The organism is Novispirillum itersonii subsp. itersonii ATCC 12639 (assembly GCF_000381985.1).
GTDB lineage: Bacteria > Pseudomonadota > Alphaproteobacteria > Rhodospirillales > Rhodospirillaceae > Novispirillum > Novispirillum itersonii.
The window spans coordinates 147,591-173,639 of sequence record NZ_KB907337.1; the positions used below are offsets into that span (position 1 = coordinate 147,591).

General features: G+C 62.0%; 21 protein-coding genes, 2 tRNA genes and 1 riboswitch. Of the genes, 7 read left to right on the forward strand and 16 right to left on the reverse strand.

The window, feature by feature from the left end; translation table 11 throughout:
- Positions 1–6: 6 nt before the first annotated feature.
- From topA to G365_RS0100715, 6 genes are all read right to left on the reverse strand, one after another.
- Positions 7–2,862, reverse strand: a complete 2,856-nt coding sequence (gene topA, locus G365_RS0100690) for a type I DNA topoisomerase (RefSeq protein ID WP_019643573.1) — start codon at positions 2,860–2,862, stop codon at positions 7–9.
- A 63-nt stretch (positions 2,863–2,925) separates the two neighbouring features.
- Positions 2,926–4,131 (reverse strand): DNA-processing protein DprA, encoded by a 1,206-nt coding sequence (gene dprA / locus G365_RS0100695; protein WP_019643574.1) that lies wholly within the window; start codon positions 4,129–4,131, stop codon positions 2,926–2,928.
- A gap of 78 nt (positions 4,132–4,209) precedes the next feature.
- Positions 4,210–5,742, reverse strand: coding sequence for a cytidine/deoxycytidylate deaminase family protein (locus G365_RS0100700; RefSeq protein WP_019643575.1), 1,533 nt, complete (start codon positions 5,740–5,742; stop codon positions 4,210–4,212).
- Positions 5,743–5,925: 183 nt separating this feature from the next.
- Positions 5,926–6,594: a 3,4-dihydroxy-2-butanone-4-phosphate synthase gene (ribB, locus tag G365_RS0100705; protein ID WP_019643576.1), complete on the reverse strand. Its 669-nt coding sequence runs from the start codon at positions 6,592–6,594 to the stop codon at positions 5,926–5,928.
- Positions 6,595–6,596: 2 nt separating this feature from the next.
- Complete coding sequence (locus G365_RS23720) at positions 6,597–6,770, reverse strand: hypothetical protein (RefSeq protein ID WP_019643577.1); 174 nt, start codon at positions 6,768–6,770, stop codon at positions 6,597–6,599.
- Positions 6,755–6,937, reverse strand: a riboswitch (FMN riboswitch). Its footprint overlaps the gene before it by 16 nt.
- 100 nt (positions 6,938–7,037) lie before the next feature.
- A complete protein-coding gene (locus tag G365_RS0100715; RefSeq protein ID WP_019643578.1) occupies positions 7,038–8,297 on the reverse strand; it encodes an Hsp70 family protein in 1,260 nt (419 codons plus the stop codon).
- Positions 8,298–8,490: 193 nt separating this feature from the next.
- On the opposite strand from G365_RS0100715, the gene G365_RS0100720 reads away from it, so the two are divergent.
- From G365_RS0100720 to G365_RS0100735, 4 genes are all read left to right on the forward strand, one after another.
- Positions 8,491–9,474 (forward strand): asparaginase, encoded by a 984-nt coding sequence (locus tag G365_RS0100720; protein WP_019643579.1) that lies wholly within the window; start codon positions 8,491–8,493, stop codon positions 9,472–9,474.
- Positions 9,475–9,823: 349 nt separating this feature from the next.
- Positions 9,824–13,054 carry an Eco57I restriction-modification methylase domain-containing protein gene (locus tag G365_RS0100725; protein ID WP_019643580.1) on the forward strand — a complete coding sequence of 1,077 codons (3,231 nt, stop codon included), beginning with the start codon at positions 9,824–9,826 and terminating at the stop codon, positions 13,052–13,054.
- 339 nt (positions 13,055–13,393) lie between these two features.
- Positions 13,394–14,800 carry an NAD(P)/FAD-dependent oxidoreductase gene (locus G365_RS0100730; protein WP_019643581.1) on the forward strand — a complete coding sequence of 469 codons (1,407 nt, stop codon included), beginning with the start codon at positions 13,394–13,396 and terminating at the stop codon, positions 14,798–14,800.
- A 24-nt stretch (positions 14,801–14,824) separates the two neighbouring features.
- Positions 14,825–16,321 (forward strand): PucR family transcriptional regulator, encoded by a 1,497-nt coding sequence (locus tag G365_RS0100735; protein WP_019643582.1) that lies wholly within the window; start codon positions 14,825–14,827, stop codon positions 16,319–16,321.
- Positions 16,322–16,364: 43 nt separating this feature from the next.
- On the opposite strand, the gene G365_RS0100740 is transcribed toward G365_RS0100735, so the two are convergent.
- A tRNA-Asn gene (locus G365_RS0100740) sits at positions 16,365–16,439 on the reverse strand.
- Positions 16,440–16,591: 152 nt separating this feature from the next.
- Positions 16,592–16,666, reverse strand: a tRNA-Asn gene (locus G365_RS0100745).
- 325 nt (positions 16,667–16,991) lie between these two features.
- Between G365_RS0100745 and G365_RS0100750 the strand changes: the two genes are divergently transcribed.
- The 3 genes from G365_RS0100750 to G365_RS0100760 all read left to right on the forward strand — a co-directional run bounded on the left by G365_RS0100750 (position 16,992) and on the right by G365_RS0100760 (position 19,683).
- Complete coding sequence (locus G365_RS0100750) at positions 16,992–17,333, forward strand: hypothetical protein (protein ID WP_155976073.1); 342 nt, start codon at positions 16,992–16,994, stop codon at positions 17,331–17,333.
- Between the two features lie 253 nt (positions 17,334–17,586).
- On the forward strand, positions 17,587–19,188 hold the full coding sequence (locus G365_RS0100755) for a lysine--tRNA ligase (RefSeq protein WP_019643584.1): 1,602 nt from the start codon (positions 17,587–17,589) through the stop codon (positions 19,186–19,188).
- 285 nt (positions 19,189–19,473) lie between these two features.
- A complete protein-coding gene (locus G365_RS0100760) occupies positions 19,474–19,683 on the forward strand; it encodes a hypothetical protein (protein ID WP_019643585.1) in 210 nt (69 codons plus the stop codon).
- A 410-nt stretch (positions 19,684–20,093) separates the two neighbouring features.
- Here the strand turns inward: G365_RS0100760 and G365_RS0100765 are convergent, their stop codons facing one another.
- The 8 genes from G365_RS0100765 to G365_RS0100800 all read right to left on the reverse strand — a co-directional run bounded on the left by G365_RS0100765 (position 20,094) and on the right by G365_RS0100800 (position 25,585).
- The gene (locus tag G365_RS0100765; RefSeq protein WP_019643586.1) at positions 20,094–20,309 is read right to left on the reverse strand and encodes a hypothetical protein; all 216 of its coding nucleotides are present in this window, start codon (positions 20,307–20,309) and stop codon (positions 20,094–20,096) included.
- A 243-nt stretch (positions 20,310–20,552) separates the two neighbouring features.
- A complete protein-coding gene (locus tag G365_RS0100770) occupies positions 20,553–20,771 on the reverse strand; it encodes a SlyX family protein (protein ID WP_019643587.1) in 219 nt (72 codons plus the stop codon).
- Positions 20,772–20,886: 115 nt separating this feature from the next.
- Positions 20,887–21,243, reverse strand: coding sequence for a fumarate reductase subunit FrdD (gene frdD, locus G365_RS0100775; protein WP_019643588.1), 357 nt, complete (start codon positions 21,241–21,243; stop codon positions 20,887–20,889).
- A gap of 16 nt (positions 21,244–21,259) precedes the next feature.
- Positions 21,260–21,649 carry a hypothetical protein gene (locus tag G365_RS0100780; protein WP_019643589.1) on the reverse strand — a complete coding sequence of 130 codons (390 nt, stop codon included), beginning with the start codon at positions 21,647–21,649 and terminating at the stop codon, positions 21,260–21,262.
- Positions 21,646–22,416, reverse strand: a complete 771-nt coding sequence (locus G365_RS0100785) for a succinate dehydrogenase/fumarate reductase iron-sulfur subunit (RefSeq protein WP_019643590.1) — start codon at positions 22,414–22,416, stop codon at positions 21,646–21,648. The genes G365_RS0100780 and G365_RS0100785 overlap by 4 nt, the downstream gene beginning before the upstream one ends.
- Complete coding sequence (frdA, locus tag G365_RS0100790) at positions 22,413–24,164, reverse strand: fumarate reductase (quinol) flavoprotein subunit (RefSeq protein WP_019643591.1); 1,752 nt, start codon at positions 24,162–24,164, stop codon at positions 22,413–22,415. Before frdA ends, G365_RS0100785 begins: the two co-directional genes overlap by 4 nt.
- A gap of 214 nt (positions 24,165–24,378) precedes the next feature.
- Complete coding sequence (gene rquA / locus G365_RS0100795; RefSeq protein WP_019643592.1) at positions 24,379–25,137, reverse strand: rhodoquinone biosynthesis methyltransferase RquA; 759 nt, start codon at positions 25,135–25,137, stop codon at positions 24,379–24,381.
- Positions 25,130–25,585 carry a type II toxin-antitoxin system RatA family toxin gene (locus G365_RS0100800; protein WP_019643593.1) on the reverse strand — a complete coding sequence of 152 codons (456 nt, stop codon included), beginning with the start codon at positions 25,583–25,585 and terminating at the stop codon, positions 25,130–25,132. Before G365_RS0100800 ends, rquA begins: the two co-directional genes overlap by 8 nt.
- Positions 25,586–26,049 lie beyond the last annotated feature (464 nt).

Here is a 26,049-nt window from a genome sequence, read left to right on the forward strand (position 1 = left end):
GCGCCTTTATGCGCCGCCGTCCTCTGTCTTTGCCGCGGCTTTTTTAGCCGGGGCTTTTTTGGTCGCAGGCTTTTTGGCCGCCGATGTCTTGGCGGCTGATGTCTTGGTGGTCGCCGCTTTCTTCGCGGCGGGCTTTTTGGCGGGCGCTGCCGGGGCGTCATCATCCCACGGCAGGCTGTCATCGACCGGCGGGGCGACCGCGACGCCATCGTCAGAAGCGGCCTTTTTGGCTGCGCTCTTCTTGGGGGCGGCTTTCTTGGCGGCAGGCTTCTTTTCCGCCGTCGCCTTTTCGGTTTTGGCTGCTGCGGCTTTCTTCGCCGGGGCCTTTTTCGCCGCCGGTTTTTTGCCCGCTGCCGCATCCTTGGCGGCTTTGGCAGCCAGCCATTCGGTGGCCTGTTCCAGCGTCACCGTTTCAGGGTCGGTGTCGCGCGGCAGGTTGGCGCGGACGCCACCATGTTCCACATAGGGGCCATAACGCCCGGACAGCAGCTTAACCGGCTGCTGGTCCGCCGGGTGAGCCCCCAGATCCTTGCCTTCGGCCTTGCGGGCGCGGCTGTTGGCGGTGGCCAGCAGGTCAACCGCCCGGTTGATGCCGATCTCCAGCACGCTGTCGTCACGCAGGTTCACATATTTGCCGTCATGGACGATATAGGGGCCGAAGCGCCCGATACCGGCCAGAATCGGCAGGCCGCTTTCCGGGTGCAGGCCGACCGTACGGGGCAGCGACAGCAGCGACAGCGCCTGTTCCAGCTCCACCGCCGTCGGGTCCATGCCCTTGGGCAGTCCGGCCCGTTTCGGCTTGGTTTTGGCCTTGCCTTCGCCGGTGGCCTCGCCAAGCTGGCAGTACCAGCCGTAGGGGCCCTTGCGGACGCTGACCGGCAGCCCGGTTTCCGGGTCATCCCCCAGCACGCGGTCGGTGGCGGTGTCATCGGCCCCGCCGCCCAGCGGCCGGGTGTAGCGGCATTCCGGGTAAGCCGAGCAGCCGATGAAGGCCCCGGTCTTGCCCAGTTTCAGCGACAGGCGGCCGGCGGCGCAGGCCGGGCACTGGCGCGGATCGTGACCTTCCGGCGCATCTGCCGGGGCTGCGAACAGATGCGGGCCGAGGTCGGCATCCAGTGCGTCCAGCACTTCGGAAATGCGCAGGGTCTGGGTGCCTTCGACGGCGGCGATGAATTCCTGCCAGAAGCGGCGCAGCACCTCTTTCCAGTCCAGATGCCCGGCGGAAATTTCGTCGAGCTGATTTTCCAGATCGGCGGTGAAGGTGTATTCGACGTAGCGGCGGAAGAAGCTTTCGAGGAAAGCGGTGACAATCCGGCCCCGGTCTTCCGGCACAAACCGGCGGGAGTCAAGGCGCACATAATCACGGTCCTGCAGCACCTGCAGGATCGAGGCGTAGGTGGACGGGCGACCGATGCCCAGTTCTTCCATCCGCTTGACCAGACTGGCTTCAGAATAGCGCGGCGGCGGCTGGGTGAAGTGCTGTTCCGGCGTGATTTTGGTGATCTGCACCGCTTCGCCTTCTTTCAGCGGCGGCAGCAGGCGGCTGTTTTCGTCATCGTCGGCGGCATCATCGACGGTTTCGGTATACAGCTTCAGGAAGCCTTCAAACAGCACGGCTGATCCGGTGGCCCGCAGCACGGTCTTCTTGCCGCCGTCAGCCAGATCAACGGCCATCTGGTCCATCACCGCGCTTTCCATCTGGCTGGCGACAGTGCGTTTCCAGATCAGCTCGTACAGCTTGAACTGGTCGGCATCCAGCACATCGCGGACGTCGCCGGGCTTAAGGAACACGTTGGTCGGGCGGATCGCCTCGTGTGCTTCCTGCGCGTTCTTCTGCTTGGTCTTGTAGACGCGGGGGGCCGACGGCACAAACTTATCGCCCCAGTTCTGACCGATCAGGGTGCGGACGTCATTCACCGCTTCCGGTGCCATGCTGACGGCGTCGGTACGCATATAGGTGATCAGGCCGACCGTCTCGCCATTGACCGGCACGCCTTCATACAGACGCTGCGCCAGCGTCATCGTCTTGGTGGCCGAGAAATACAGCTTGCGCGCCGCTTCCTGCTGCAGGGTGGAGGTGGTGAACGGCGGGAAGGGGTGGCGTTTGGCCTGCTTGCGTTCGATGGTGCCAACCGTGAAGGCCCCGGCCTCAATCGCCTGCCGCGCCCGCTCGGCGGCGGTGGCGTCGGGCAGGCCGAACTTGTCCAGCTTGGTGCCGTCCAGGTGGGTCAGCCGCGACAGAAACGGCTTGCCCCCCGCTGACAGGGCATCGGCGGCAACGGTCCAGTATTCTTCCGAGGTGAAGCGCTCAATCTCCGATTCCCGCTCGCAGATCAGGCGCAGGGCCACCGACTGCACGCGCCCGGCTGACCGCGACCCCGGCAGCTTGCGCCACAGCACCGGCGACAGGGTAAAGCCGACCAGATAATCCAGCGCCCGGCGGGCCAGATAGGCATGGACCAGATCAAAGTACAGGTCACGCGGATGGGCCATCGCCTCGGAAATCGCCGATTTGGTGATGGCGTTGAAGGTGACGCGCTTGACCTCGACATCCTTCAGGGCCTTACGGCGGTTCAGTTCTTCCAGCACGTGCCACGAAATCGCTTCTCCCTCGCGATCCGGGTCAGTTGCGAGAAACAGGCGCTTGGCCCCTTTGACCGCCTGCACGATCTCGCGGATATGCTTTTCCGAACGGGCATCGGTGGCCCAGTCCATGGCGAAATCTTCGTCCGGGCGCACGGAGCCGTCTTTCGGCGGCAAGTCACGGATGTGCCCGAACGACGCCAGAACGGTATAGCCGCCGCCGAGGTACTTGTTGATGGTTTTGGCTTTGGCCGGGGACTCGACGATGACGACGTTCATGGGGCTCGCAAGGGCTGAAAAGCGGTGTCAGGGGCCTCCCCGCAGCCATATCCCTTTGAAGAGTCAGAGGGCTGGCAGCAAAGAGACGCGGTTGCCGGGGTGCCGTTCCAGACGGCCCGCCAGATCCAGTTCCAGAAGGATCATGGACACAACGGCGAAAGACAATTGGCATTGCCTGATGATTTCGTCAACCGTCACCGGCGTGACAGTCAGGCAGGGGACAACTTCCGCCCGGGCCCGGGCCAGATCCTGTTCCGGCGGCAGGGACGGGGCGGGGCCGCTGAAACCGGCGCGCCCGCGCTCTTCCAGCGCCGGGGGATGGCGGGTGATCGCCTCCAGAATATCCCCGGCGTGGCGGATCAGGGTGGCACCGTCACGCAGCAGCAGATTGGGGCCTTCGCTGCGGGCTTCCAGCGGCGACCCCGGCACCGCGAACACTTCGCGCCCCTGATCGGCAGCATAGCGGGCGGTGATCAGCGACCCCGACTTTGCCGAGGCCTCGACCACCACCACCCCCAGACTGGCACCGGAGATGATGCGGTTGCGGCGGGGGAAGTGGCGGGCCTGCGGCACGGTGGCGGGCGGCATTTCCGACAGAATCACCCCCTGTTCGGCCATCTGGCGGTACAGCCGGTCATTCTCCGGCGGGTAGATCACATCAACGCCCCCGGCCAGAACGGCGGCGGTTCCGGCCACGCTGTGCTGTGCCCCGGCATGCAGCGCCCCTTCATGGGCGGCGGTGTCGATGCCCCGGGCAAGGCCGGAAACCACGGTGACCCCGGCGGAGACCAGATCCATCGCCAGTTTACGGGCAAACTGCTTTCCGGCCACCGATGCGTTGCGGGCCCCGACCATGCCAATGCAGGGCCGGGCCAGCAGCGGGGCATGGCCCAGCGCATACAGGCAGGGCGGCGCATCATCGACCTGTGCCAGCAGGGCGGGGTAGGTGCTTTCCCCCACGCACAGCAGGCGGGCCCCCAGGGCCTCGGCCTGCATCAGCTCCCGCTCCGCCGTCAGGGCGGGGCAGACCTTGATCGGCTTGGCCCGCCCGCCGTTGCGGGCCAGTGTCGGCAGGGCCTCCAGCGCTTTACGGGCAGTGCCGAAGCGGTCAAGCAGGCGGCGCAGGGTGACAGGGCCGACATTCTCGCTGCGGATCAGGCGCAGCAGGTCAAGCCGCTCTGCGTTTGAAAACACGCGGGACGGTCCCCCGTCACTGCTGTCGGCGCGGAGGGAGGGCGGCGGGGCGGAGAAAAGGTCGTGCTGGGTCATGCCTGCACCACAGCATAACCCCCGGTGGTGGTCAAGGTGTGGCGTCGCCCTGACGGGGGTTCCCGGCCTGTTCCCCTGCTATTGGGCCCAGAAGGCCCGCAGGAAGGTGTCTGCCATACTGCGGTATTTGTCCGGCGCATCACCGGCATGTTTGGCCTGATACGCCTGATCCTGTGCCTTGATCGGGTTCTGTCCCCGGGTCTGGTCAAGATAGTGCCCCATACGGCGCATCAGCGGGTCAACGGATGATCCCTTGGCCCGTGACAGAACCGCCATCGCATTCTTCCAGGCGTGCAGCAGAAAGGCACGGTGCCCCTGCGTATCGGGGATATGCATGATGACATAGGGCATTGCCAGCAGATCCAGCGCCGCCTTGGCGTAGCGGCGGCGGAACGAGGGAACGTCAAGCTGCTGCATCACCGATTTTTTGAAGCGCCCGGAATCGAAGGTGCCAAGCTCCTGCGTTCCTTTCAGATCCAGCCGGTCGGCAAACAGCCCTTTGGCGCTGTCGATATCATAGCGGGTGGTGGCCTTGCGTTCGTCGATGTAGCTGTTTTTCAGAAATGTTTTTGCCATCTGCCGCACGGCGGGGTCGATCTGCCCATACCGTACCGCAAAGTGCGGGATCAGGCTGTAGGCGGTGTTGAGCAGGCCGGAACACATAAAGCAGGGTTCCAGCGAGGTATAAAACCGGGTGTCCGGCGGTGGCGGCATGTTTAACCCACCGTCCTGATACAGTTTTACGGCGGAAACCTCGGCATGGAAGGTGGCGGAAAAGTCAGCCCCCCAGCTGAGGATTCCCCCGCGCGGGCTGACCATCAGGGCACCGACCTTGGCGGTTTCGCCATGTTTGCCTTTGACCGGGGGCGAGGGGGCCGCCAGCGCGTAGCAGACCAGCAGGAACAGGCTGTCGAAGATATACTGCTCCTTCTGGGTCAGGTGATTGAAGGTGACACCGTTGCCCGCATCCGGGTATTCCGCCTGATCAAAAGGCGGGGCCGTGCCGTCGTTGGCATAGGGCACAATGCCGAAGCGGCGCAGAACGGCACGGGTCGTTGCGGCGGGGGTGGTCAGCAGGGTCTTTATCAGGGCGGCGTCGGCATCGGCGGCAGTAAAGGTATGGCCCAGATACTGGATGGTTTTCGGGCCAGCATGACCCAGACTGTTCCACAGTGCGTTCAGGGATGGCAGCATGGCCCCGGTGTTTTGCCGCACATCCGGCAGGATTGATTTGATGTTGCGGGGGTCTGCCGTCAGTTTGCTTGGGCGGCACTCGCAGATCCGGTCATCGCCACGGGTGAAAAACAGGCGCGGTTCCCCGGCTTTTCCCTGCTGTTTGATCTGCTCGATAAAGATGCCGTAGTCAGCATCGCTGGGTTCAGCCGTCAGATAGATTTCGGCATTCTGCAGATAGGCCCATCCTTCTTTGTAGACATGCTGGATCACGTTAACCACTGCGGTATGGCCGGGGTAGGCGTGGTGCATGTCCATCGACAGAAACATCGTTGGCATAGCGTTGCCGTTGCGCTTGACCAGCAGGGCCGCAGGGCGCCCGTTGCTCAAGGTGTGGGCCAGTGCCATCAGGACATGGTGACGCGATGCGGTGGTCATCGGTGGCCCCCTATGAGAGTTACGGCAGAAATGCTCTCATGGGATGATTGTGTCGGCAATTAACATTCTTGAGTCATTTCGGTCTGCTATAAAACAGACAAAACCCGGTGGCATTGCGGCCACCGGGCTGTTCTGACCGGCCTCTGTCAGCCGTTACCTGGGTATCAGGCGGCTACCGGGGTATCAGGCGGCGGCCTGCTGGCCGCGCAGCACCAGTTGCAGGTCAGCGATGGTCATCACCGGCATGCCAAGGCCCCGGGCGAAGCGGATCACCTCCGGCAGGCGGGCCATGGTGCCATCGGGGTTGGTCAGTTCGCACAGCACCGCCGCCGGGGCACGCCCGGCCATACGCACCAGATCAAGGCTGGCCTCGGTATGTCCGGCCCGGGCCAGCACACCGCCGGGGTGGGCCCGCAGCGGGAACATGTGGCCGGGGCGGGCCAGATCTTCCGGCTTTGCCTGCGGATTGATCGCGGCTTTCACCGTGGTCACCCGGTCAGCGGCGGAAACGCCGGTGGTGACGCCGTGCGCCGCCTCAATCGACACCGTAAAGCCGGTGCCCATGCGCGAGGTGTTGTCGGCCACCATCGGCGGCAGGTGCAGGCGGTCGCACTGCTCGCCGGTCAGGACCAGACAGACGATGCCGCTGCCTTCGCGGATCATCAGCGCCATCTGCTGGTCGGTCAGGCTGTCGGCGGCAAAGATAAAGTCGCCTTCGTTCTCGCGGTCCTCATCATCGACCACAAGAATCCCCTCGCCGCGCTGCAGGGCAGCCACGGCCCGCTTCACCCGCTCCTGCGGGGTGCCGTAACCGGCGAGAAGGGACGGGGTTTCGGAAAACATCTGATTCATGGTTATGCTCCGTTACAATCGGGGCGGCTGACCAGAATCAGGGCACGCAGGAAGACCGCAGGCAGCAACCCGGCCCGCAGGTTTCCCCCACGGTCAGGCGCACGCATGCGCACATACCACGCCACACCATCCCCGGTTCGGGGGCGGTATGCGGACGCGGCCTTATCCTCTTCCATCCGGACTGTTACCGTCGGCTTCGGCTTTTCACCGAATCTGCTGACCCTGTCCCGGGTGTGCGGTCCTCTGCACGGAGACAGGCGCTCGCGGGCTGCCGCCGGACCCCGCGGACGCGGGGCGGCGATGTACCGCCGGTCGGGATTTTCACCCTGCCCTGAGAACAAGTGCCTTTATGTTAAAGACTGTCTTCGGCTGAAGACGGCATAACCATAGGGAGAGTTTGCCGGCCGCGCAAGATGTGGGGGGCGTCTGTTTTATTCTGTCCGTCAGGCAAACCGCCGCGCCGCTTCCACCGCCAGCCCGGAGGCAACGGCCCCGAAGGTGTCGCAGGGGGTGATTTCGGCACCGGGCAGGCGGGCCCGCACCGCATCCTGCACCACCGGCATTTCGGTGGAACCGCCGGTCAGGATCACCAGACCGACATCCTCCGCCGTGACGCCGCTCTGGCTCAGGCAGGCATCAATGCCGCCGGTCAGGCGGGCCATGCCCTCGGTCAGCACCTCGCGCAGGTCGTGTTCGTGCAGCACCGGGGCCAGACCGGCTTCGATGTAAGACAGGGCAAGGGCATGGTCGGCTGCGTTGGACAGGCCGATCTTCGCCCCTTCCACATCCGCCCCCAGCCGGTGGCCAAGGCGGTGTTCGACCACGGTTTCCAGCCGCTGGAACTCCGCCTGATCCGGGGCGGTTTCCGCCAGCCAGCGCACGTCCCGCTCTGCCTTGGGGGCATACAGGGTGTTGATGCGCGGCCAGCTTGACAGGGTGGAATAGATCCAGCGCGGGGCCGGGATTTTCTTCTCCGTCACTTCCAGCCCCAGACCCAGCAGCGGCATCACCTTATAAAAGGAGAGGGAGGCGTCAAAATCGGTGCCGCCCAGCCGCAGGCCGGTGCTGGCCAGCACATCAGCCCGGGTGCGCCCGTGGTCAGACACCGGCGGGGTCAGCCGCACCAGCGAAAAGTCCGACGTGCCGCCGCCGATATCGACGATCAGCGCCAGCGTATCCGGCTTCACCGCCCCGGCGTGCTGGTCGGCATACAGGCAGGCGGCGGCGACCGGCTCGTACTCAAATTCGATATGCTTAAAACCGACCGAACGCAGGATGCCATCCAGCGTCGCCTGTGCGGCGCGGTCGCCATCGGGGTTGCCGTCAACAAAGTTGACCGGGCGGCCCTGTACGATGGCGGTCAGCGCGTGGCCGCAGGCGGCTTCGGCCCGGCGCTTGGCCTCGGCGATAAAGTCATGCAGAACGGCGGTGAACGGCACCTGACGGTTGCCGACGCGGGTGGTTTCCTCGATCAGGCTGGTGCCGAGAACCGACTTGATGGAGCGCATCAGCCGCCCCTCATCGCCACCAAGATAGGCCTGCATCGCCTCGCGCCCCAGATCGGGGGCCGGGCGCTCCGGGCGGTAGAACAGGGCGGTCGGCATGGTGCGGTGCTGCCCTTCCAGCGGCAGCAGCACCGGGGTAACGCCATCATGAATCCCCAGTGCGGAATTGCTGGTGCCGAAATCGAAACCGCAGTGCATGGCGGGACTCCTGTGGGGGCGAAAAAGGGGCGGAAGAAACCGCATCGCCCCGCCCAAGTCAAGCCTGCCGTTGCCCCCGGTTGCCCGGAGATCGCAAAACCGTTGCCAATCAGCCCCGGCATGGCAAAGTGCCGCCCTAAACCAAAAAAAGCCTCAGAGACACAATTCTAAAAAGAAAGCATTGGGAGACACCATGACCCGTCGCATCTGCATTCTTTACACCGGCGGCACCATTGGCATGGAGCAGGGGGAGCGCGGCTGGCGCCCGGCCCCGTCCTTCGCCGCGCTGACGGACCGCCTGCACCCCGGCCTGCGCAACGGGGCGGAGGTGCTGGAATACAGCCCGCTGCTGGACAGCGCCAACGCCGGGCCGGATGTCTGGTACCGCCTTGGCCGCGATATCCGGGCGCTGGCGGCGGACTACGACGGCTTTGTGGTGATCTACGGCACCGATACCCTGTGTTACGTCGCCGCCAGCCTGTCGTTCCAGCTGGCGGGAACCGGTATTCCGGTCGCCGTGACCGGGGCGATGGTGCCGATGGTGGCCGATGGATCTGACGGCGGGGCCAACCTCGGGCTGGCCCTGAAGACGGTGACGGCCATGGCCGACGGCCCGGCGGCACAGCGCGGGGTTTCCGTCTGTTTTAACGGGCGGGTGATCCACGGGGCCCGCGCCCGCAAACTGATGGCCCACGAGATGGACGCCATGCGCGACGCCGCCGCCCTGCTGGAAGGGCAGCCGGGGCCGCAGACCGCGATTGCCGCCCCCGGCCATGCCAGCCTGCCGCCCGTGGCCGAAACCGCGCCTGCGCCGACCGTGGCCCTTCTGACCCTGCACCCCGGCATCGGCCTGCACGCCGACAGCCTGTTTGCGGTGCCGCCACAGGGCCTGATCGTCGAATGCTTCGGCAGCGGCACCGGCCCGACCGCCGACGCCGGGCTGGTGCGCCTGCTCAACCGCCTGCGCGACGGCGGTACGGTGATGATGGCGGTCAGCCAGTGCCTGCACGGCAGCATCGCCTTCGACACCTACGAAGCCGGTGCCGCCTTCGCCGACGCCGGAGTGATCGCCGGGGGCCACATGACGCGGGAAGCCGCGCTGACCAAACTGCACCTCACCCTCAGCCTCGGCCTTGGCCGCGATGTGCTGGCGCAGGATTGGGTGGGGGAGATGTAGGGGGGGGAGGAGCCTCCTGCGGAGGATGGGAGCAAGCCTTTTTCCGGGAAAAAGGCTTGACCCAAAAAGCGGGGAGTTGATTCTCGGGGTTCCGTGATGAACCCTTTGTTGACCATGGTAGAGGGATGATTTCGCGCTTTTGCCACCCTTTTTTATCGTGTCGGAAAACTTATAGCCCGCGAAGTTGAGCGGTGTTAGCCCCCGTTCTGTGGCTACCAAAAGCGTCTTTGCGTTTTGAACTTCCCCCAAAGAATCCCGATTGGGTTCGGCATTTTTTGATATTCCTATTCGGTATTGGGCATTAATCTACCCCAGATAGTAGTGCTGATTTTAGGAAGTCCGTAAGTTTATGAACCTCTTTAACCGTAAGACTCTAGAACGTCATATTAAAGCGGCTCCTATTCCCCAAGCGCATCTAGATAAGCTAGAGGCCTGGGCGGAAATGATTCGCTCTCAAAGAGTTTACTCCCTTAAAGAAGTTTCCCTTCACGGGCAATTCGCGGCAAACATCGTTGAAGGCGTTCTTGGCTATCGCGGCCCTGCGGCAGGATCGTCTTATACCGTTGCCACCGAAGAAACGATTCTACGGGGTAGCGTTGATCTTGCCCTGGGTCATTTTGGTGGGCGAGAGCCAGAAATTTTGGCCCCATTCGAGCTAAAAGGGGCGGATACCCGCGACCTAGACGCCATCATGCCAGGGCGCAATAAAACCCCAGTTCAGCAGGCGTGGGAATACGCCATGAATGCACGGGGCGTTAAGTGGGTTCTTGTTTCAAATATGATTGAGTTGCGCCTTTATGGCTTTGGTGAGGGCACCACCGCCTACGAGGTCTTTCAGCTCGATCAATTGACAGACCCAAAGGAATACGCTCGGTTTATGCTGTTGCTCTCTGCTGAGAGCCTTCTATCAGGGCGCACGCTTGATCTGCTGAAACAAAGCCGTGCAGAAGACCGTGATATTACGGACAGCCTCTATCAAGACTATAAGGCGCTGCGACTAAAGCTTATCGGAGCTGTCCAACAGGTATCTTCCTCAGTTACCGCGCTCGAAAGCATTGCGATTGCACAAAAAATTCTTGATCGCGTGCTCTTTATTGCCTTTGCCGAAGATACAGGCCTGTTGCCGAGTAGCACGTTGTCTCAGGCTTTTGTCACCCGTGATCCTTATAACCCGCGTCCGGTGTGGGATAACTTCAAGGGCCTGTTCCATGGCATTGACCAGGGGAGCGAGGCCTTAAAAATCCCCCGCTATAACGGGGGCCTGTTCCACAAAGATGACGCCATTGATGCCCTAAGCATACCCGATGATATTTGCGAGGGGTTTAAGGCTCTTGGGGAGTATGACTTTGCCTCTGAAGTCTCGGTTACGGTTCTAGGGCATATCTTTGAGCAATCAATTGCAGACGTTGAACGCCTTCAGGCACAAGCACGAGGCGAGGAAGTCGAAGAAGCGCGTGCGACGGGTACGACTGGGCGGCGGCGGCGTGATGGGGTGGTCTATACCCCTGACTACATCGCCCGCTTTATCGTTGCCGAGACCCTAGGCGCACACCTAGAGGAAATCTTTACCGGGATCTTGGGTATCCATGCCAAACCAAAGGCTGACCTATCCGACTACGCTGCAATTCCTTGGCGGAAAAAATCGTCCGAGCTGGAGGCGTGGCAGGCCTACCGCGAGCGGCTAAAGACTCTACGCATTGTTGATCCGGCTTGTGGGTCAGGGGTATTCCTGATTATGGCTTTTGATTTCCTAAAAGCCGAGCTAACCCGCGTAAACGAAAAGATCAAAGACCTATCGCCAAAGGCCGAACACTATGGCGACCTGCTGGAATATGTTCCAGACAGTGAGATTCTGACCAATAACCTATTTGGCGTTGATGTAAATGTGGAAAGCATTGAAATCGCCAAACTCTCGCTGTGGATTAAGACGGCTCGGCGTGGCAAAGTTCTAGACAGCCTTGATAGCAGCCTGTGCGTCGGTGATAGCCTGATCGAAGACAGTAACTTTGCTTATCTTGATCACGCTTTCACCTGGGAAACAGCGTTTCCACACGTCTTTGCCGAAGGCGGGTTTGACGTTGTTTTGGGCAATCCGCCGTATGTCCGCATGGAACAGCTCAAGGCCATTAAACCCTATCTAGAAAAACGCTACGAAGTCGTTTCGGACCGGGCAGACCTGTATTGCTACTTTTTTGAACGGGGCTTGCGCTTACTCAAACCGGGTGGGCGCTTGGGCTATATTTCCTCTAACACCTTCTTTAAGACCGGATCGGGAAAACCGTTGCGGGAATATCTGTTGCGCGAGGCAACGCTGGAAAGCGTCATTGATTTTGGCGACCTGCAAATTTTTGAGGGTGTCACCACCTACCCGGCCATTCTGACCATGAAGCGTGCTGTTGCCCCAGAAGGCCATGATGTGCAATTTTGGAAGGTTGACGCCCTGCCAGAGGCCAACTTTCAGGCAACATGGGAAAAAGCCGCCGGAGTCTATCCGCAAGCCGCCCTTAGCGCTGGGTCTTGGGAGCTAGAGAAGCCTCATCTTCAGCAATTGAGAATGAAGATCGCATTTGGAAAGCCAAGGCTGCAAGACGTTTACGATGCACCTCTTTATGGAATTAAGACGGGTTTAAATAAGGCCTTTGTCATAGACGATGCAGTCAAAGAGCGAATTTGTTCGCAAGACCCAAAGTCCATAGAACTTCTTAAGCCATTTTTGGAGGGTAAGGATATACGGCGATGGCGGGCAGAGCCGCGTGGACTCTGGGGAATCATGCTCACTAAGGGCTGGACCCGGAAGCGGTATGGAGAGGGTAACGAGGCAGAACAATGGGAGAGGCTAAATATTGAGTTCCCAGGAATATCTAGTTGGTTGTCAGGGTTCTACAATGATGCATTAAAGAGATCTGATAAGGGTGATTATTGGTGGGAATTAAGGGCGTGTGATTATATTGGAACTTATGATGAACCAAAGATAATATTCTCTCACTTTCAGGATAGCCCGTCATTCTTCTTTGATGATAAAATGTTTTACACAAATAACCGTGGATATATATGGAAGGGCGGATATTTTGAAGTAGCTATTTTAAACAGCAAGGCTGTGTGGTTTTTCCTTACTGGAGTGACCTCTTATATTCGAGGAGGATTTTTCGAGGCCACAACGCAGAATACAACTAAGATCCCAATCCCTTCCGCGACAGATGATCAAAAACATATACTTGCTTCAATGGCGATGCAGTGCCAACTGATTGCCAATCAGCGCCTTGCCCTTCAAACAGCCCTGACCCGCCGCATTCCTGACCTCTGCCCGCCGGACCGCACACCCAGACTGACTACCAAGCTGAAAGAATGGTGGACTCTGCCTGACTTCGCCGCGTTCCGGGCTGAGGTCAAAAGGACGTTTAAGGCCGATATTCCGTTGTCTGAAAGGTCCGACTGGGAAGACTGGATCACCCGCGACCGTGCCGAAATTGCCCGCCTCTCGGCAGAAATCACCCAAGCCGAAGCCCAGATTGATAAGATCGTTTACCAGCTTTTCGACCTAACACCCGATGAGATTGCGCTGTTGGAAAGCGTCGTATAGGCACCGTGGTGCATCACCTTTGAATTTAGGGATGGTGGTGCCTACGTCCTAGATTTGGACAATACCACTAAGAGGCCTCACCCATGAGCCGTACCCTGTCCCTTCAGACAGATTGGCAGCAGAAATAAACCCAGTGCTGATGAGATAAGTTTTGCTGATATAAAAAGGTCAAGGAGGCCAAGCCTCCTTGCGGGTGCAGGGCAGCGCCCTGCGTTCTCCCCCTCCCATTTCCTCCGATCGTCGCAAATCTCCCCCATATTTTCGACCGCCGTCGCATTGACGGCACCGGAGCAGGGGCGGGAGAGTGGGGGCCTGTCCCCCTTCAGAAGGTCCGGCCCGATGATCCGTTTTCCGCACACCGCCCCGCTGAAGCGCAGCCACTGGCAGCAGTCATTGGGCTCTGTCACCCCGTTTCCGGCCTTGGCGGGGGCGGAGGAAGCCGATGTGGCCATTCTCGGCGGCGGCTTTGTCGGCCTGTGGACGGCGCTGACCCTGAAGCAGCAGGCGCCTGAATGCCGGGTGGTGATTCTGGAGCAGGATGTCTGCGGCGGCGGGGCATCCGGGCGCAATGGCGGCTTTGTCATGTCGTGGTGGCCGAAGGTCGGCACGTTACTGGCCCAGTATGGGGCGGATCAGGCGCTGTTCCTCGGCCACAGCGCCGAGCGGGCGATTACGGAGCTGGGGGCGTTCTGTCAGCAGCATCAGATTGATGCCCATTTTGTGCAGAAGGGCTGGCTGTGGACGGCCACCACCCCGGCGCATGTTGATGCCTGGAACGGCACACTGGAAGCCTGCACCCGGCTGGGGGTGCAGCCGTTTGAGCGGCTGTCCCCGGCGGAGGTGGCACGCCGGGCCGGATCGGCGGTGCATCTGGCCGGGGTGTTTGAGGCCTCTAACGCCACGGTGCAACCGGCGGCGCTGGCGCAGGGCCTGCGGCGGGTGGCGGCGGAGGCCGGGGTGCGGATTTATGAAGGCTCGGCGGTGACGCAGATTGATCCCGGCTCTCCGGTGCGGGTGCAGACGGCGGGCGGGTCGGTGCGGGCCGGGGCGGTGGTGCTGGCGACCAACGCGTGGTCGGCGGCAATCCCGGAGCTGGCGCGGCTGATCACGCCGGTCAACAGTTCCATCGTCATCACCCGTCCGTTGGGGCCGGTGGCGGAAGGGGGCGGCTGGACCGGCGGGGAGTCGATCACCGACTCTCAGCTGATGGTCGATTACTACCGCACCACCCGCGATGGCCGGATTGCGTTCGGCAAGGGGACCGGAGCAATAACCTACGGCGGCAGAATTGATGGCACCTTCAGCGCGCATGCCGACAGTCTGGCGATGACCCGGGCTGATCTGCTCCGGACCTATCCCGCCCTGTCGGCGGAGGATGTGGACGGGGGCTGGTCCGGCCCGATAGACCGGGCCTATGACAGCCTGCCGGTGTTTGGCAGCCTGAGCGGCCATGAGAACATTCATTATGGCATCGGCTGGAGCGGTAACGGTGTCGGCCCCAGCCGTCTGGGGGGGCGGATTCTGGCCAGTCTGGCGCTGGGCCGCCGCGATGAGTGGAGCACCTGCGCGCTGGTCGGGCGGTCGTGCCGGGCTTTTCCGCCGGAGCCGCTGCGCTTTCTTGGCGGGTCGCTGGTCCGGCAGGCGGTGATCCGGAAGGAGCGGGCGGAGATACAGGGCCGGGCCCCGTCCGGTCTGGATCGTCTGCTGGCCGGGCTGGCGCCATCCGGGTTAGAAGATAAGTCCTGATTTTCTGTCCGGGGCCCTGTGCTGATGCCGCTGCGGATCGCTGACCTGATTGCCATGCCGGAGCTGCGGACCCGCCCGCTGGCCGGGCGGACGTTTGACCGCCCGGTGCGCTGGGCCCATGTCTGCGAATTGCCCGACCCGACCGAATGGCTGGGGGAAGGCGATCTGCTGATGACCACCGGCATCGGCATTCCGGCCACGCCGCCGGGGCAGGCGGCATATATTGCGGCGCTGTCACAGGCAGGGCTGGCCGGGGTGATGATCGGTGACAATATGCAGGCCCCGGCGGATCTGTCGGCGCTGTGTGCGGCGGCGGCTGACCTTGATTTCCCGGTGCTGCTGACGGAATACGGGGTGCCGTTCGCCAGTGTCACCCGGGCGGTGATTGATGCCGGGCGGCAGGCGGAATTTGACCGGCGCAACACCCTTAACCGTCTGTTTGTCAGTGCGCGGGCGGCGATGGATGGTCTGGGGCCGGAAGACCTGCTGCGGCGGCTGGAAAAAGACATCGGGGCAGGGCTGTGCCTGCTCGATCCGGCGGAGCTGGGGCGCGTCTGGCTGCCGGAGGGCAGGGATCTGCCTGCTGCCTTACGTGCGGTGCTGCGGCGGCAGCCGCCGGAATTTTCCGACACCCAGCCGCTGGTACGGCGGTATCCGGGGCAGGCCGGGGATGTGCTGGCCGTGGCGGTGCCGTCGCGCCGGGCTTTTGTGCTGCTGGTGCAGCCTGCGGGGGATGCGGCACCGGATTATGGGGTGCTGCACCATCTGGTAACGGTTATGGGGATGGCGCTGGACCGGCTGTTGAGCCGGGTGGAGCAGGCGTTATCTGCTGGGGCTGATCTTCTGGATGATCTTCTGGCGTTACGGCTGTCGGCCCCGGAAGCGGCGCGGCGGCTGGCCGCGCAGGGGCTGGATCCGGCAACCGCCTGCGTCGCATTGGCCCGCCCGGCTGAGGCGGCGCTGACAGCCGGGGGGCTGTGTGACCGGATGGTCCGGTTGCAGCGGCAGGCAGGGCCGGTGCTGCTGCGGCGGCAGGGGGAAGACCTGATCATGCTGGCGGCAGGGGCGGATCTGCCGCATCTGCATAGGGCGTTTGGCACAGCCATCGGCCACAGCCAGCCGCTGGGGCGGGCTGACCGTGGGGCAGAGGCGCTGCGGGAAGCCCGGCTGGCCCTGAGCCATGCCGGACCGCAGGGGATCAACGCTTATGCCGGGGGTGGCCGGGTGCCGTGGCTGCCTGCCACCCTGACCGAGGCGGCGCAGGTGTTTCAGCAGGTTCTGGGCCCGGTGCAGGACTATGACGCGGCACAGGGAAGCGACCTGATTGTGTCGCTGCGGGTGTTTCTGGAAGAGAACCGGTCGTGGCAGGCGGCGGCGGCGCGGCTGGGGATTCATAAAACCACGCTGATTTACCGCATCCGCAAGGTGGAAAGCCTGACCGGCCATGCGCTGGACAGCACAGACGGGGTAACGGTGCTGTGGCTGGCCCTGCGGGCCGGAGAAATCGCAGGGGAGAAATAAAAAAGCCATGACTTTTGAAGGTCATGGCTTTTTTAGTCTCGACTGGCTCCGGCGGTAGGATTCGAACCTACGACAGCCCGATTAACAGTCGGGGGCTCTACCGCTGAGCTACACCGGAACAACCCGTCGAGGACCGGGGTTGTAACAGCCTGTTCCTGCTCCGGCAAGCCCTGTTTTGACTCTGATTTCATTTTTTACCGCCGGGTCCGGCCGGGACTTGAAAGTAAAAAAGCCACGGCTTTTGAAGGCCGTGGCTTTTTTAGTCTCGACTGGCTCCGGCGGTAGGATTCGAACCTACGACAACCCGATTAACAGTCGGGGGCTCTACCGCTGAGCTACACCGGAACATCCCGTCGAGGGCCGCGTATTTATCAGTCGTGGCCGGGGTGTGCAAGCATTTTCTTGTCAGGATCTGTCAAAAAGTCGGGGGATCTGATCTGACGCTCTCTAATTCCCTGTAAGGAAATGATTATTTCCTATGATCGGAAAAAGCGCAGTCTTTCATCGAAAAAATCTGAACTAAACTGTTCAGTTTGATCTTGCGGTCAGGATGCGACAGGACTAAGTTTCCCTCAACAGAACTGAACAGTTCAGTTCGACTTCAGGCCACTCCCGGAGCGGGGCCCCAATCAGGACAGCCCCCCGGATGACCGCTTATAAGGAGCACATCATGTCTGCTTTCAAGACCGCTTTTGCCGCTGCCGCTTTCTCCGCTGCCGTTGTTGCCTCTTTCTCTGCCGCTCAGGCCAGCGACCAGCTGCTGAAGGGCCGGGTGCCGGTCGGCATGGAACAGATCGGCGGTGAGGCGACCCCGGTGTATGGCGACAAGACCTATGTCATCACCTCCGCCAAGCCGGTCGGCTGGACCTCCGGCCGCGATGCCCAGCCGGTCTATGACGAAGCCGTGACCCGCCCGGTGCTGAACCGGGACGTGGTGAAGTCTGAAATGATCGGCAACCGTCTGGTCGTCACCTACCGCGATGACGCGGCACAGGTGGCTGAACAGAAGTAAGGGGCAGGGCCGCCTTATTCTTTAAGGTCTGATGCACAAGCGGGGGAGGCGGATGGTCGCCGTCCCCCGTTTTGCTGTTTTTATGCCGCAGTCGCAAAAAATGTGATCACGGATGCGGGGAAGGTCCGCTCCGGCGTTGACGCAGACCCCCGGTGCGGCATAGGGTGCCAGCCTTAGCCCGCTGCCGCCCGTTTCCGGCGTCATGCGCAGCCGGGCTGTTCCCTTCAACACTATCATCTGGACCCGAACACTGATGAGCGACTCTCTGGTTGATCTCGCCCGCGATTCCTCGGCCTGGCCCTTTCAGGAAGCCCGTGACCTGCTGGAAAAACGCCTGGGTGGTAAAAAACCGGAGAAAGGCTACGTCCTGTTCGAGACCGGCTATGGCCCGTCGGGCCTGCCGCATATCGGCACCTTCGGCGAAGTGGCCCGCACCACCTGGGTGCGCCGCGCCTTTCAGGTTCTGGCGCCCGACATGCCGACCAAGCTGTTCGCCTTCTCCGATGACATGGACGGCCTGCGCAAGGTGCCGGACAACATCCCCAATAAGGAGATGGTCCGCCAGCACCTCGGCAAGCCGCTGACCCGGATCCCCGATCCGTTCGGTACCCATGAAAGCTTCGGCCATCACAACAACGCCCGTCTGCGTGGCTTCCTCGACAGCTTCGGCTTCGAGTACGAGTTCAAGTCGGCGACCGAATGCTATGCCTCCGGCATGTTCGACCACGCGCTGAAGCGGGTGCTGGAATGCTATGACGAGATCATGGCGGTGATGCTGCCGACGCTGGGCGCTGAACGTCAGGCGACCTACAGCCCGTTCCTGCCGGTCTGCCCGCGCACCGGTGTGGTGCTGCAGGTGCCGGTGATCCACCACGACGCTGACGCCGGGACGATTGTCTATGTCGATCCCGAAACCGGCGAGAAGATGGAAACCCCGGTTACCGGCGGTGCCTGTAAGCTGCAGTGGAAGCCGGACTGGGGTATGCGCTGGTACGCGCTGGGCGTTGATTATGAAATGTCCGGTAAGGATCTGATCCCGTCGGTGGATCTGGCGGCGAAGATCTGCCGCATCCTTGGCGGCACCCCGCCGAAGAACCTGTCTTACGAGCTGTTCCTTGATGACAAGGGCCAGAAAATTTCCAAGTCGAAGGGCAACGGCCTGTCGGTGGAAGACTGGCTGAAGTACGCGCCGGAAGAATCGTTGGCCCTGTTCATGTATCAGAAGCCGAAAGCGGCCAAGCGGCTGTTCTTCGATGTCATTCCGCGTGCGGTGGATGAATATATCGCCCATGTCGACAGCTTCCACGGGCAGGATGACAAGGGTAAGTTCAACAATCCGGCCTGGCATATTCACCACGCCAACCCGCCGAAGGGCACCAGCCCGCTCAGCTTCGGGATTCTGCTGAATCTGGTCGGGGTGGCGAACACCGATGACCCGGACGTGCTGTGGCATTACATCCGCAACTACGCCCCGGATGCCAGCCCGGAAGCGACCCCGTTCCTGAACAAGCTGGTGTCGCATGCGATCGTCTACTACAACGATTTCGTCAAGCCGACCAAGCAGTTCCGGAAGGCCAGCGAAGCCGAGCTGAAGGCGCTGACCGACCTGCGGAACCAGCTGAAGGCTGCCCCGGCCGGGGCGGGGGCGGAAGAGCTGCAGAACATCGTCTACGAAATCGGCAAGGCCCACGCGGAAACGTTCCCCGGGCTGCGCGACTGGTTCAAGGCCCAGTATGAAATTCTGCTGGGGCAGGATCAGGGGCCGCGCATGGGCAGCTTCTTTGCCCTGTACGGCGTCGATAAGTCGGTGGAACTGCTGGACCGCGCCATTGCCGGTGACGATCTGGGGGCGTAAGGCGGTCTGTTCCGTCAACTGTGACCAAACAAAGGCCGCTCCGGGGTTCCGGGGCGGCTTTTTGCTGATATTCAGGCGGGATAGCGGTGCGTTTCAGGGCCCTTTTTCCGCCATAACACGGGTACAAACTCTCTTTGTCATCCGGGGTCTGTTTTGACAGGACGGAGACCTGCGGGCGGAAAAAACCGGCAGGGGTCTGCAAAAAAGAAAACCCTGTGATGATCGTCACTGTTGAAAACTGGCAGTCGGCGTATCGTCAGTTCATCAGGCAAGGGGGCACAGCCCATGACCGCCCGATACGAAGTTGCGATCTACAATGCCGAAGTCCGGCGGTTGGTCTATACCGGAGATCATCACCGCGATCTGGCCGACAGCTGGAGTGAAACGCACTACGTTGAGGTGGTGGCTGAAAACGCCGACCGAGCCCGAGCGAAGATTTTTAATCGGTATCCCCGAGACCGCGGCTTCGTGATTGAAGCCGTGAAAGAGGCCTGACCGACCCCGGCAGGCAAAAAAGACCGGACGCTCCGTGCATCCCCCCCGAGCAATCCCACGGAGCGTCCGGTCGCTTTTGTAATTTGGTCCTTCCCTTCCCTTCCCAGATCTGGTCTTGGTCGACAGCTTTTTGGTCTGTTGTCTGGTTCATGACCCTCCTTTGGCGCTTCCCGCACTGCGGGGGGCGCCTTGTTGTTTTGGGGTATGACCATGCAATCGCCGTTAGAGGCCAGGCCCCTCCGTCAGGCTGGTCGTCTGACATGGTTGCTGAGATCAATCGAGAACCGGCCCCGGTTATTGCAGGAGGTTATGAAAAAACAAACCCCGCCGAAATCCGGCGGGGTTTGTTATCGATGTGGGTGCCCCGGGGGGAGCGCCCTTTTGCATCATATCCTGCTGTAAAGACAGAATCAGGAAGGGCGGCCCGAGGTGCGGGCGATCAGGCGGCTCATCCAGAAAGCCAGCATGAAGATCGCGACAACGGCGACCGGCAACAGGGTGAAGACCTGCTGCTGGGTTTCTCCGGCAAAGCTGGTGCTCTTCCCGTTCAGCATGGATTCAAGGGCGATCCAGATCCCGATCGGGGCAATCATGAACACAGCGAGAACGTAAGGCAGAAAACGCATGTCGATCCTCTCTCACGACAGCGGGCCCGTCGCACCGGCGGAGGACCCTGCGGAGAGTCCCTCGGCAGTGGACTATCCGCTCATTCGCGACGGACTATAGGTCGTGACAGAGATGTTGCAAGAGCGAATTGTAATGGTTAAAAATTTTGTGGGTATTCCGGCGAAGCGGCATTCTCCCCGAAAAGATATTAAACCGGGCTGGGGCAGGGCAGGTCCCTGACAGAACACGGTTTTCCGATCCGGTCAGTAATGCGGCGGCTTTGTCACCTCATGGGCCGGTTCCAGACTGGTCATTTTGCGATGGAGGAGTTCCATCGTGCGGGTCAGGCGGTCGATCTGGTCCCACTGGGCCGCCATCTGGTCGCTCATCTCCTGCTGTGCCCGTTCCAGATGGGCAACATGGCTTTCCAGATCGTTAATCCGTTCCTGAAGATGGGTAATTTCGGTGGCGGTTTCAGTCATGACGTCTGCTTTACGAGTCGGGGGCACAGGGCTGTGGGGAAACAGGCACAGAGAAAACCCCATTGACCGATGGCGATCAATGGGGTTTCACCGGAAAGGGGCAAAACAGCCGTGTTTACCACAGGGTCAGCAGGGCGGAGCCGCACAGCAGAGTCAGCACCGCACCAATGCCGTAGCACAGGGCTCCGGCGATACGGTGCCCGTCTTCGCCACGCAGGAACAGATCCTGCAGGGTCATGCGCAGGCGGTGGGCACCGTGCCACAGGCAGGGCAGGATCACCCCGGCCAGAATCACCTTGCCGATCAAAGAGGCCGCAAAGGCACGCATGGTACCGTAGGAAAACGCCCCTGACGCCAGCCCCAGCGGTACCAGAACCCCGGTGACGATGATCAGGGCCGGCAGCAGAAAGGCCGACAGGGTTCCCCCGGCGGCAAAGGGCAGCCAGACGATGGGCTTGCTGGAACGGGCCATATCTCTCCCTCCGTCCTTAAAACCACAGGGCCGCGCCGATGATCACCGCCGAAGCGAAGATCCAGGCGGCATACTGGGCGATAATCACCGGCTGCGGCGGCAGAAAATCCTCGCCGACGATCACCGGCGTGGTGCGCGGGGTGACGGCAAACCACGTCACGGTGTGATACAGCGCGAACAGCAGGGCAATCCCCTGAAACACCAGCGTTGCCGGATGGCTGAGGGCGCTGACATAGCCGTTCCAGGCGGCTTCCCCTTCGGCCAGCCGCCACAGGCCGACGATCAGCAGGCCGCTGTAGGCGGTGACAAAGGCGCTGGACAGCTCGCGGATCATGTAGCGGGTATAGAAAGGCCGTTCCAGCCACCAGCCATATGTCATTTTCGGGGTATAGGGGCGACGGCTCATTCCTTGGTCCTCCCCGCGCTGGACCGGCCCGGGATCAGATGATCAAGGAACCAGTCCACGGAATTGGCGATTTTCTGTTCCTGAATGGCACCGCCCGGTTCGACATGCTTCGGGCAGACATCAGAGCAGGCGGAGACGAAGGTGCATTCCCACACCCCGTCAGCGGATCCGGTGACTTCCTGCCGCTCATGGCGGCCCTGATCCCGGGAGTCAAGGTTATAGCGGTGGGCCAGTGCCAGCGCCGCCGGACCGATGAAGCCGGGGTTAAGCCCGACCTGCGGGCAGGCGCTGTAACACAGCAGGCAGTTGATGCACAGCGTATGGTGCTTGAACCGCTTAAGCTGTTTGGGCAACTGGATGTATTCGCCGTCTTCGACCGGCTTTTCCTCGTCCCGGATGATCCACGGCTTCACGGATTCAAGTTTTGCCATGAACCCTTCCATATCGACCACCAGATCGCGCTCAATCGGGAAGTTGCGCAGCGGCTCCACCCGGATCGGGCCGCGGCCGAGGTAATCCCGCAGAAAGGCCTTGCAGGTCAGCTTTTCCTCGCCGTTGACCACCATGCCGCAGGACCCGCACACCGCCATGTGGCAGGACCAGCGGTAGGTCAGGGTACTGTCGGTGTTGTCTTTGATCCAGTTGAGGGCGTCAAGCACCACCCAGTCTTCGTCATAGGGCACCTCAAAGCTCTGAAAGCGCGGCTCCTGATCCCGCTCGGGATCATAGCGCAGGACTTCCAGCGTGACGGTTGTGGTGTTGCTCATGATGCGGCCCCCCCATACACCCGGGCGGCGGGCTGGGATTTGGTGATCGTCACCGGCTTATAGTCAATGCGTGGCGGCTCATCGCCCTGACGCCACGCCATGCTGTGGGTCAGGAACGCGCTGTCATCACGCTGCGGGTGGTCAAGGCGCTGGTGTGCCCCGCGTGATTCGGTGCGCAGCAGTGCTGACAGGGCCATGGTTTCGGCGATTTCCAGCATCGCCCCCAGTTCCAGCGCCTGCGTCAGATCGGTGTTGAACACCCAGCTGCGGTCAGAAATCTTGACGTCCCGGTAGCGGGCCCGCAGGTCGCGCAGAGTGGCGCAGGTGGCTTCCAGACCTTCCTGCGTGCGGTAAATGCCACAGCCGGATTCCATGGTTGCCATCATGTCGCGGCGGATGGTGGCGACGGCCTCGGTTCCGCGCGATCCGTCAACCAGCGCTTCGGCGCGGGCGCGGTGGGCCTTGGCCTGCGCCAGTGCCGCCGTTTCTGACGGGGCTGGCAGGCTGCGGGCCAGCTTTGCCGCCGCTTCTCCGGCAACCTTGCCGAACACCAGCAGTTCCGCCAGCGAGTTTGACCCCAGACGGTTGGCTCCGTTGATTGAGACGCAGGCGGTTTCCCCGGCGCAGAACAGACCGGGCAGAGGGGTGCCTGCGGTGATGTCACTGGCGATGCCGCCCATGGTGTAATGAATCACCGGGCGCACCGGGATCGGGGCGCTGACGACATCAACCCCGACGTAAGACTTGGCCAGATCACGGATGAACGGCAGGCGCTCGTTGATCTTCTTCTCACCCAGATGCCGCAGGTCGAGGTGAACCACATCGCCCCATTTGCTCTGGATGGTGCGGCCCTTCTGCTGTTCCTGCCAGAACGACTGCGACAGGCGGTCACGCGGCCCCAGCTCCATGGCCTTTTTGCGCGGCCACGGGTCCGGCGGGCCCATGCCGTAATCCTGCAGGTAGCGGTAGCCGTCCTTATTGACCAGAATCCCGCCTTCACCGCGCGCCGCTTCAGAAATCAGGATGCCGGTGCCGGGCAGGCCGGTGGGGTGGTACTGCACGAATTCCATATCCTGCAGCGGCACCCCGGCGCGGTAGGCCATCGCCATACCATCCCCGGTTTTAATCGCCCCGTTGGTGGTGAACGGGAAGACTCGCCCGGCACCACCGGTACAGAGGATCACCGCCTTCCCCAGAACCACCACCGGCTTGCCGCTGCGCATCTCGTGACTCAGCACGCCGACAGCCCGGCCGTCTTCCAGCAGCAGGTCGGTGGTATAGTATTCATCCAGCCGCCTGATCGACGGATATTTCATCGAGGTCTGGAACAGGGTGTGCAGGATGTGGAAGCCGCTTTTGTCGGCGGCAAACCACGTCCGCTCGATCTTCATGCCACCGAACGGGCGGACGGCGACGCGGCCGTCCGGATCACGGCTCCACGGGCAGCCCCAGTGTTCCAGCCGGGTCAGCTCTTTCGGGGCCTGCTCAACGAAAAATTCCACCGCATCCTGATCGGCCAGCCAGTCAGAGCCGCCGATGGTGTCGTTGAAGTGGTTCTCCAGACTGTCATTTTCCTTAATGACCCCGGCAGCCCCCCCTTCCGCCGCCACGGTGTGGCTGCGCATCGGGTACACCTTGGAGATCAGCGTCACCGACAGCGCCGGATCGGCTTCGGCCACCGCAATGGCGGCACGCAGACCCGCGCCCCCGGCGCCCACGATCACCACATCTGTCTGAAGGACATCCATGCCCTGCTGCCTCCTGAAAAGTCACGCTGCGCTGCCCCGCATGAGCGAAGCATCACATTCGTCTGATGATAGCCGAGGATTTGCCGTAAGGAAACGTTAAGTCCTTGTGACGGCGTGCAGGTCAGGGCACGGTCTGCCCTGTCCTCTGGTATGACAGGGCAGGTAGGGGATTGCGGCTCCGGAAAATTAAAGCCCTATTTTTACAGTCGGGAACTTAAGAAATGCGGGTGGCAGTGACCTTCTGATACAGTCCGCCGAACAGGGTTTCTTTCTTCCACTCAAAGGTGACGTTTCCGGTTTCTGCACCGTCGGCAAGGCTCTTGATCTCTGTAGTCCAGAGTTCGCGGGCGAACGGTTCCAGCAGGGCGAATACCGCCTTCATAACCGGCCGCAGCGGATGCCACAGCGCCGGGGCATGGTAATCGACAAAAATAGCCCTGCCACCGGGCCTGACAGTGCGCAGAACGCTGGCTGTCACCTGCCGTTTCGCGTCCGCCGGGACTTCGTGAAGAAGAAAGAAACAGGCCACCGTATCGACGCAGACCGGCTCTGCGGTATCGGGGGACAGCAGAGACTCGCGGGCATCGTGACGGATCACCCGGGCCTGCGGCAGGTCGGCCAGCTTACGGGCGGTCAGTTCCACCTGTACCGGCGCAACATCGCTGACGGTCAGGCTGCCGCCCGGGCCGACGCGGGCGGCAAGGCGGCGGGAGAAGCCGCCATACACCGCGGCAGGCTGCCAGACGCTGCTGCCCGCCGTGATGTCGCGCGCCACCCAGTCCATCAGGCGGTTGGCATTGCCCCACAGGATGGTGTTGACCACGGCCTGATAGTCAAAGAACCGGGTCCCGAACCCGGACAGATAGGCCCAGGTGTAGGTGTCAGACAGATAGGCGGGCACATCCCGGCTGCCGTGTCCGGCAGGGGCGGGCTGAGGGCGGCGGGGGGGCAGGGGATTGGTACCGTCAGGCATGGCTTTCTGCTCCGGGGGGGCCGTACAGGGCGCGGGCCCGGGTTTCAAAGGCGGAAATCATCCGGTGGATCGAGTCTGAGGACAGCAGCGACCCGATAATCTGAAAAGCACGGATCCGCAGCTCAAATTCCGAGACAAGGGTGATGCGGCATCCGCCGTCCTCGGCGGTTTCAAACGACCAGTTCAGACGGAAGGATCTGAACGGCGGATCGGAAGAGGTGACCTCAATCACCGAGGGGGCGACCAGACGGGTGCGGGTGCTGAAGGTATGACGCACCGGCCCCAGCCGCACCACCTGATCGGTAATGTAAGAGTCTTCCTTGCGGTTGCGCACCCGCACCGCCTGCCAGCTGGGGACAAAGGCGGGATAGGACTCGACATCGGCGACCAGAGAATACATCTGCTCCTGCGAGTAATAGACCTCGCGGGTAACGGTGGTGGACGGCATGTTTCCCCCTTTTGCCGTGATCGTATGGCCGGTCCGGGGTTTCCGCTACCCCGGAACCGTGCCGCGAAAAAGTCTTCCGCCCCGGAAACCCCGGGCGACATACTGCGGTGCCGCCTGCCGGAAGAGCGGTGGCAGGGGCGGCACCGATCCATCGCTATAAGGCCGGATCGTGCCGCAGAAAACACCGCCTTTGCCATCATCCTGCCGTAATCGGCGGACAGGCAGGCCGCCGGGGCAGAGAAATCGACTGTCCGCCGGTGGCCAGCGTACGCGAACCGTGACGGGCGTTCGCGAAAAACACCCGGCCCGGCGGCCCCGGTTTGCAGTGCAGAAAACCTAGGGTCTTCCTTGATGTGGCGGTGCAGAAACTTCCCTGTCAATGCCCTTGTTTGCTTGACTTGTTTCAAGGGCAGGGATTACATCACGGCGATTCCGCGCGGGGCCCGTTTTCCGCGCGTCCTGTG

Coding starts and splice junctions, on each gene's coding strand:
- G365_RS0100720 (WP_019643579.1), top strand. CDS start 8,491: ATGACCCGTCGCATCTGCATTCTTTACACCGGCGGCACCATTGGCATG.
- G365_RS0100785 (WP_019643590.1), bottom strand. CDS start 22,416: ATGAGCAACACCACAACCGTCACGCTGGAAGTCCTGCGCTATGATCCC.
- G365_RS0100765 (WP_019643586.1), bottom strand. CDS start 20,309: ATGCGTTTTCTGCCTTACGTTCTCGCTGTGTTCATGATTGCCCCGATC.
- G365_RS0100770 (WP_019643587.1), bottom strand. CDS start 20,771: ATGACTGAAACCGCCACCGAAATTACCCATCTTCAGGAACGGATTAAC.
- frdD (WP_019643588.1), bottom strand. CDS start 21,243: ATGGCCCGTTCCAGCAAGCCCATCGTCTGGCTGCCCTTTGCCGCCGGG.
- topA (WP_019643573.1), bottom strand. CDS start 2,862: ATGAACGTCGTCATCGTCGAGTCCCCGGCCAAAGCCAAAACCATCAAC.
- G365_RS0100725 (WP_019643580.1), top strand. CDS start 9,824: ATGAACCTCTTTAACCGTAAGACTCTAGAACGTCATATTAAAGCGGCT.
- frdA (WP_019643591.1), bottom strand. CDS start 24,164: ATGGATGTCCTTCAGACAGATGTGGTGATCGTGGGCGCCGGGGGCGCG.
- G365_RS0100750 (WP_155976073.1), top strand. CDS start 16,992: ATGTCTGCTTTCAAGACCGCTTTTGCCGCTGCCGCTTTCTCCGCTGCC.
- G365_RS0100715 (WP_019643578.1), bottom strand. CDS start 8,297: ATGCACTGCGGTTTCGATTTCGGCACCAGCAATTCCGCACTGGGGATT.
- G365_RS0100735 (WP_019643582.1), top strand. CDS start 14,825: ATGCCGCTGCGGATCGCTGACCTGATTGCCATGCCGGAGCTGCGGACC.
- G365_RS0100730 (WP_019643581.1), top strand. CDS start 13,394: ATGATCCGTTTTCCGCACACCGCCCCGCTGAAGCGCAGCCACTGGCAG.
- ribB (WP_019643576.1), bottom strand. CDS start 6,594: ATGAATCAGATGTTTTCCGAAACCCCGTCCCTTCTCGCCGGTTACGGC.
- dprA (WP_019643574.1), bottom strand. CDS start 4,131: ATGACCCAGCACGACCTTTTCTCCGCCCCGCCGCCCTCCCTCCGCGCC.
- G365_RS23720 (WP_019643577.1), bottom strand. CDS start 6,770: ATGGAAGAGGATAAGGCCGCGTCCGCATACCGCCCCCGAACCGGGGAT.
- G365_RS0100780 (WP_019643589.1), bottom strand. CDS start 21,649: ATGAGCCGTCGCCCCTATACCCCGAAAATGACATATGGCTGGTGGCTG.
- rquA (WP_019643592.1), bottom strand. CDS start 25,137: ATGCCTGACGGTACCAATCCCCTGCCCCCCCGCCGCCCTCAGCCCGCC.
- G365_RS0100800 (WP_019643593.1), bottom strand. CDS start 25,585: ATGCCGTCCACCACCGTTACCCGCGAGGTCTATTACTCGCAGGAGCAG.
- G365_RS0100755 (WP_019643584.1), top strand. CDS start 17,587: ATGAGCGACTCTCTGGTTGATCTCGCCCGCGATTCCTCGGCCTGGCCC.
- G365_RS0100700 (WP_019643575.1), bottom strand. CDS start 5,742: ATGACCACCGCATCGCGTCACCATGTCCTGATGGCACTGGCCCACACC.
- G365_RS0100760 (WP_019643585.1), top strand. CDS start 19,474: ATGACCGCCCGATACGAAGTTGCGATCTACAATGCCGAAGTCCGGCGG.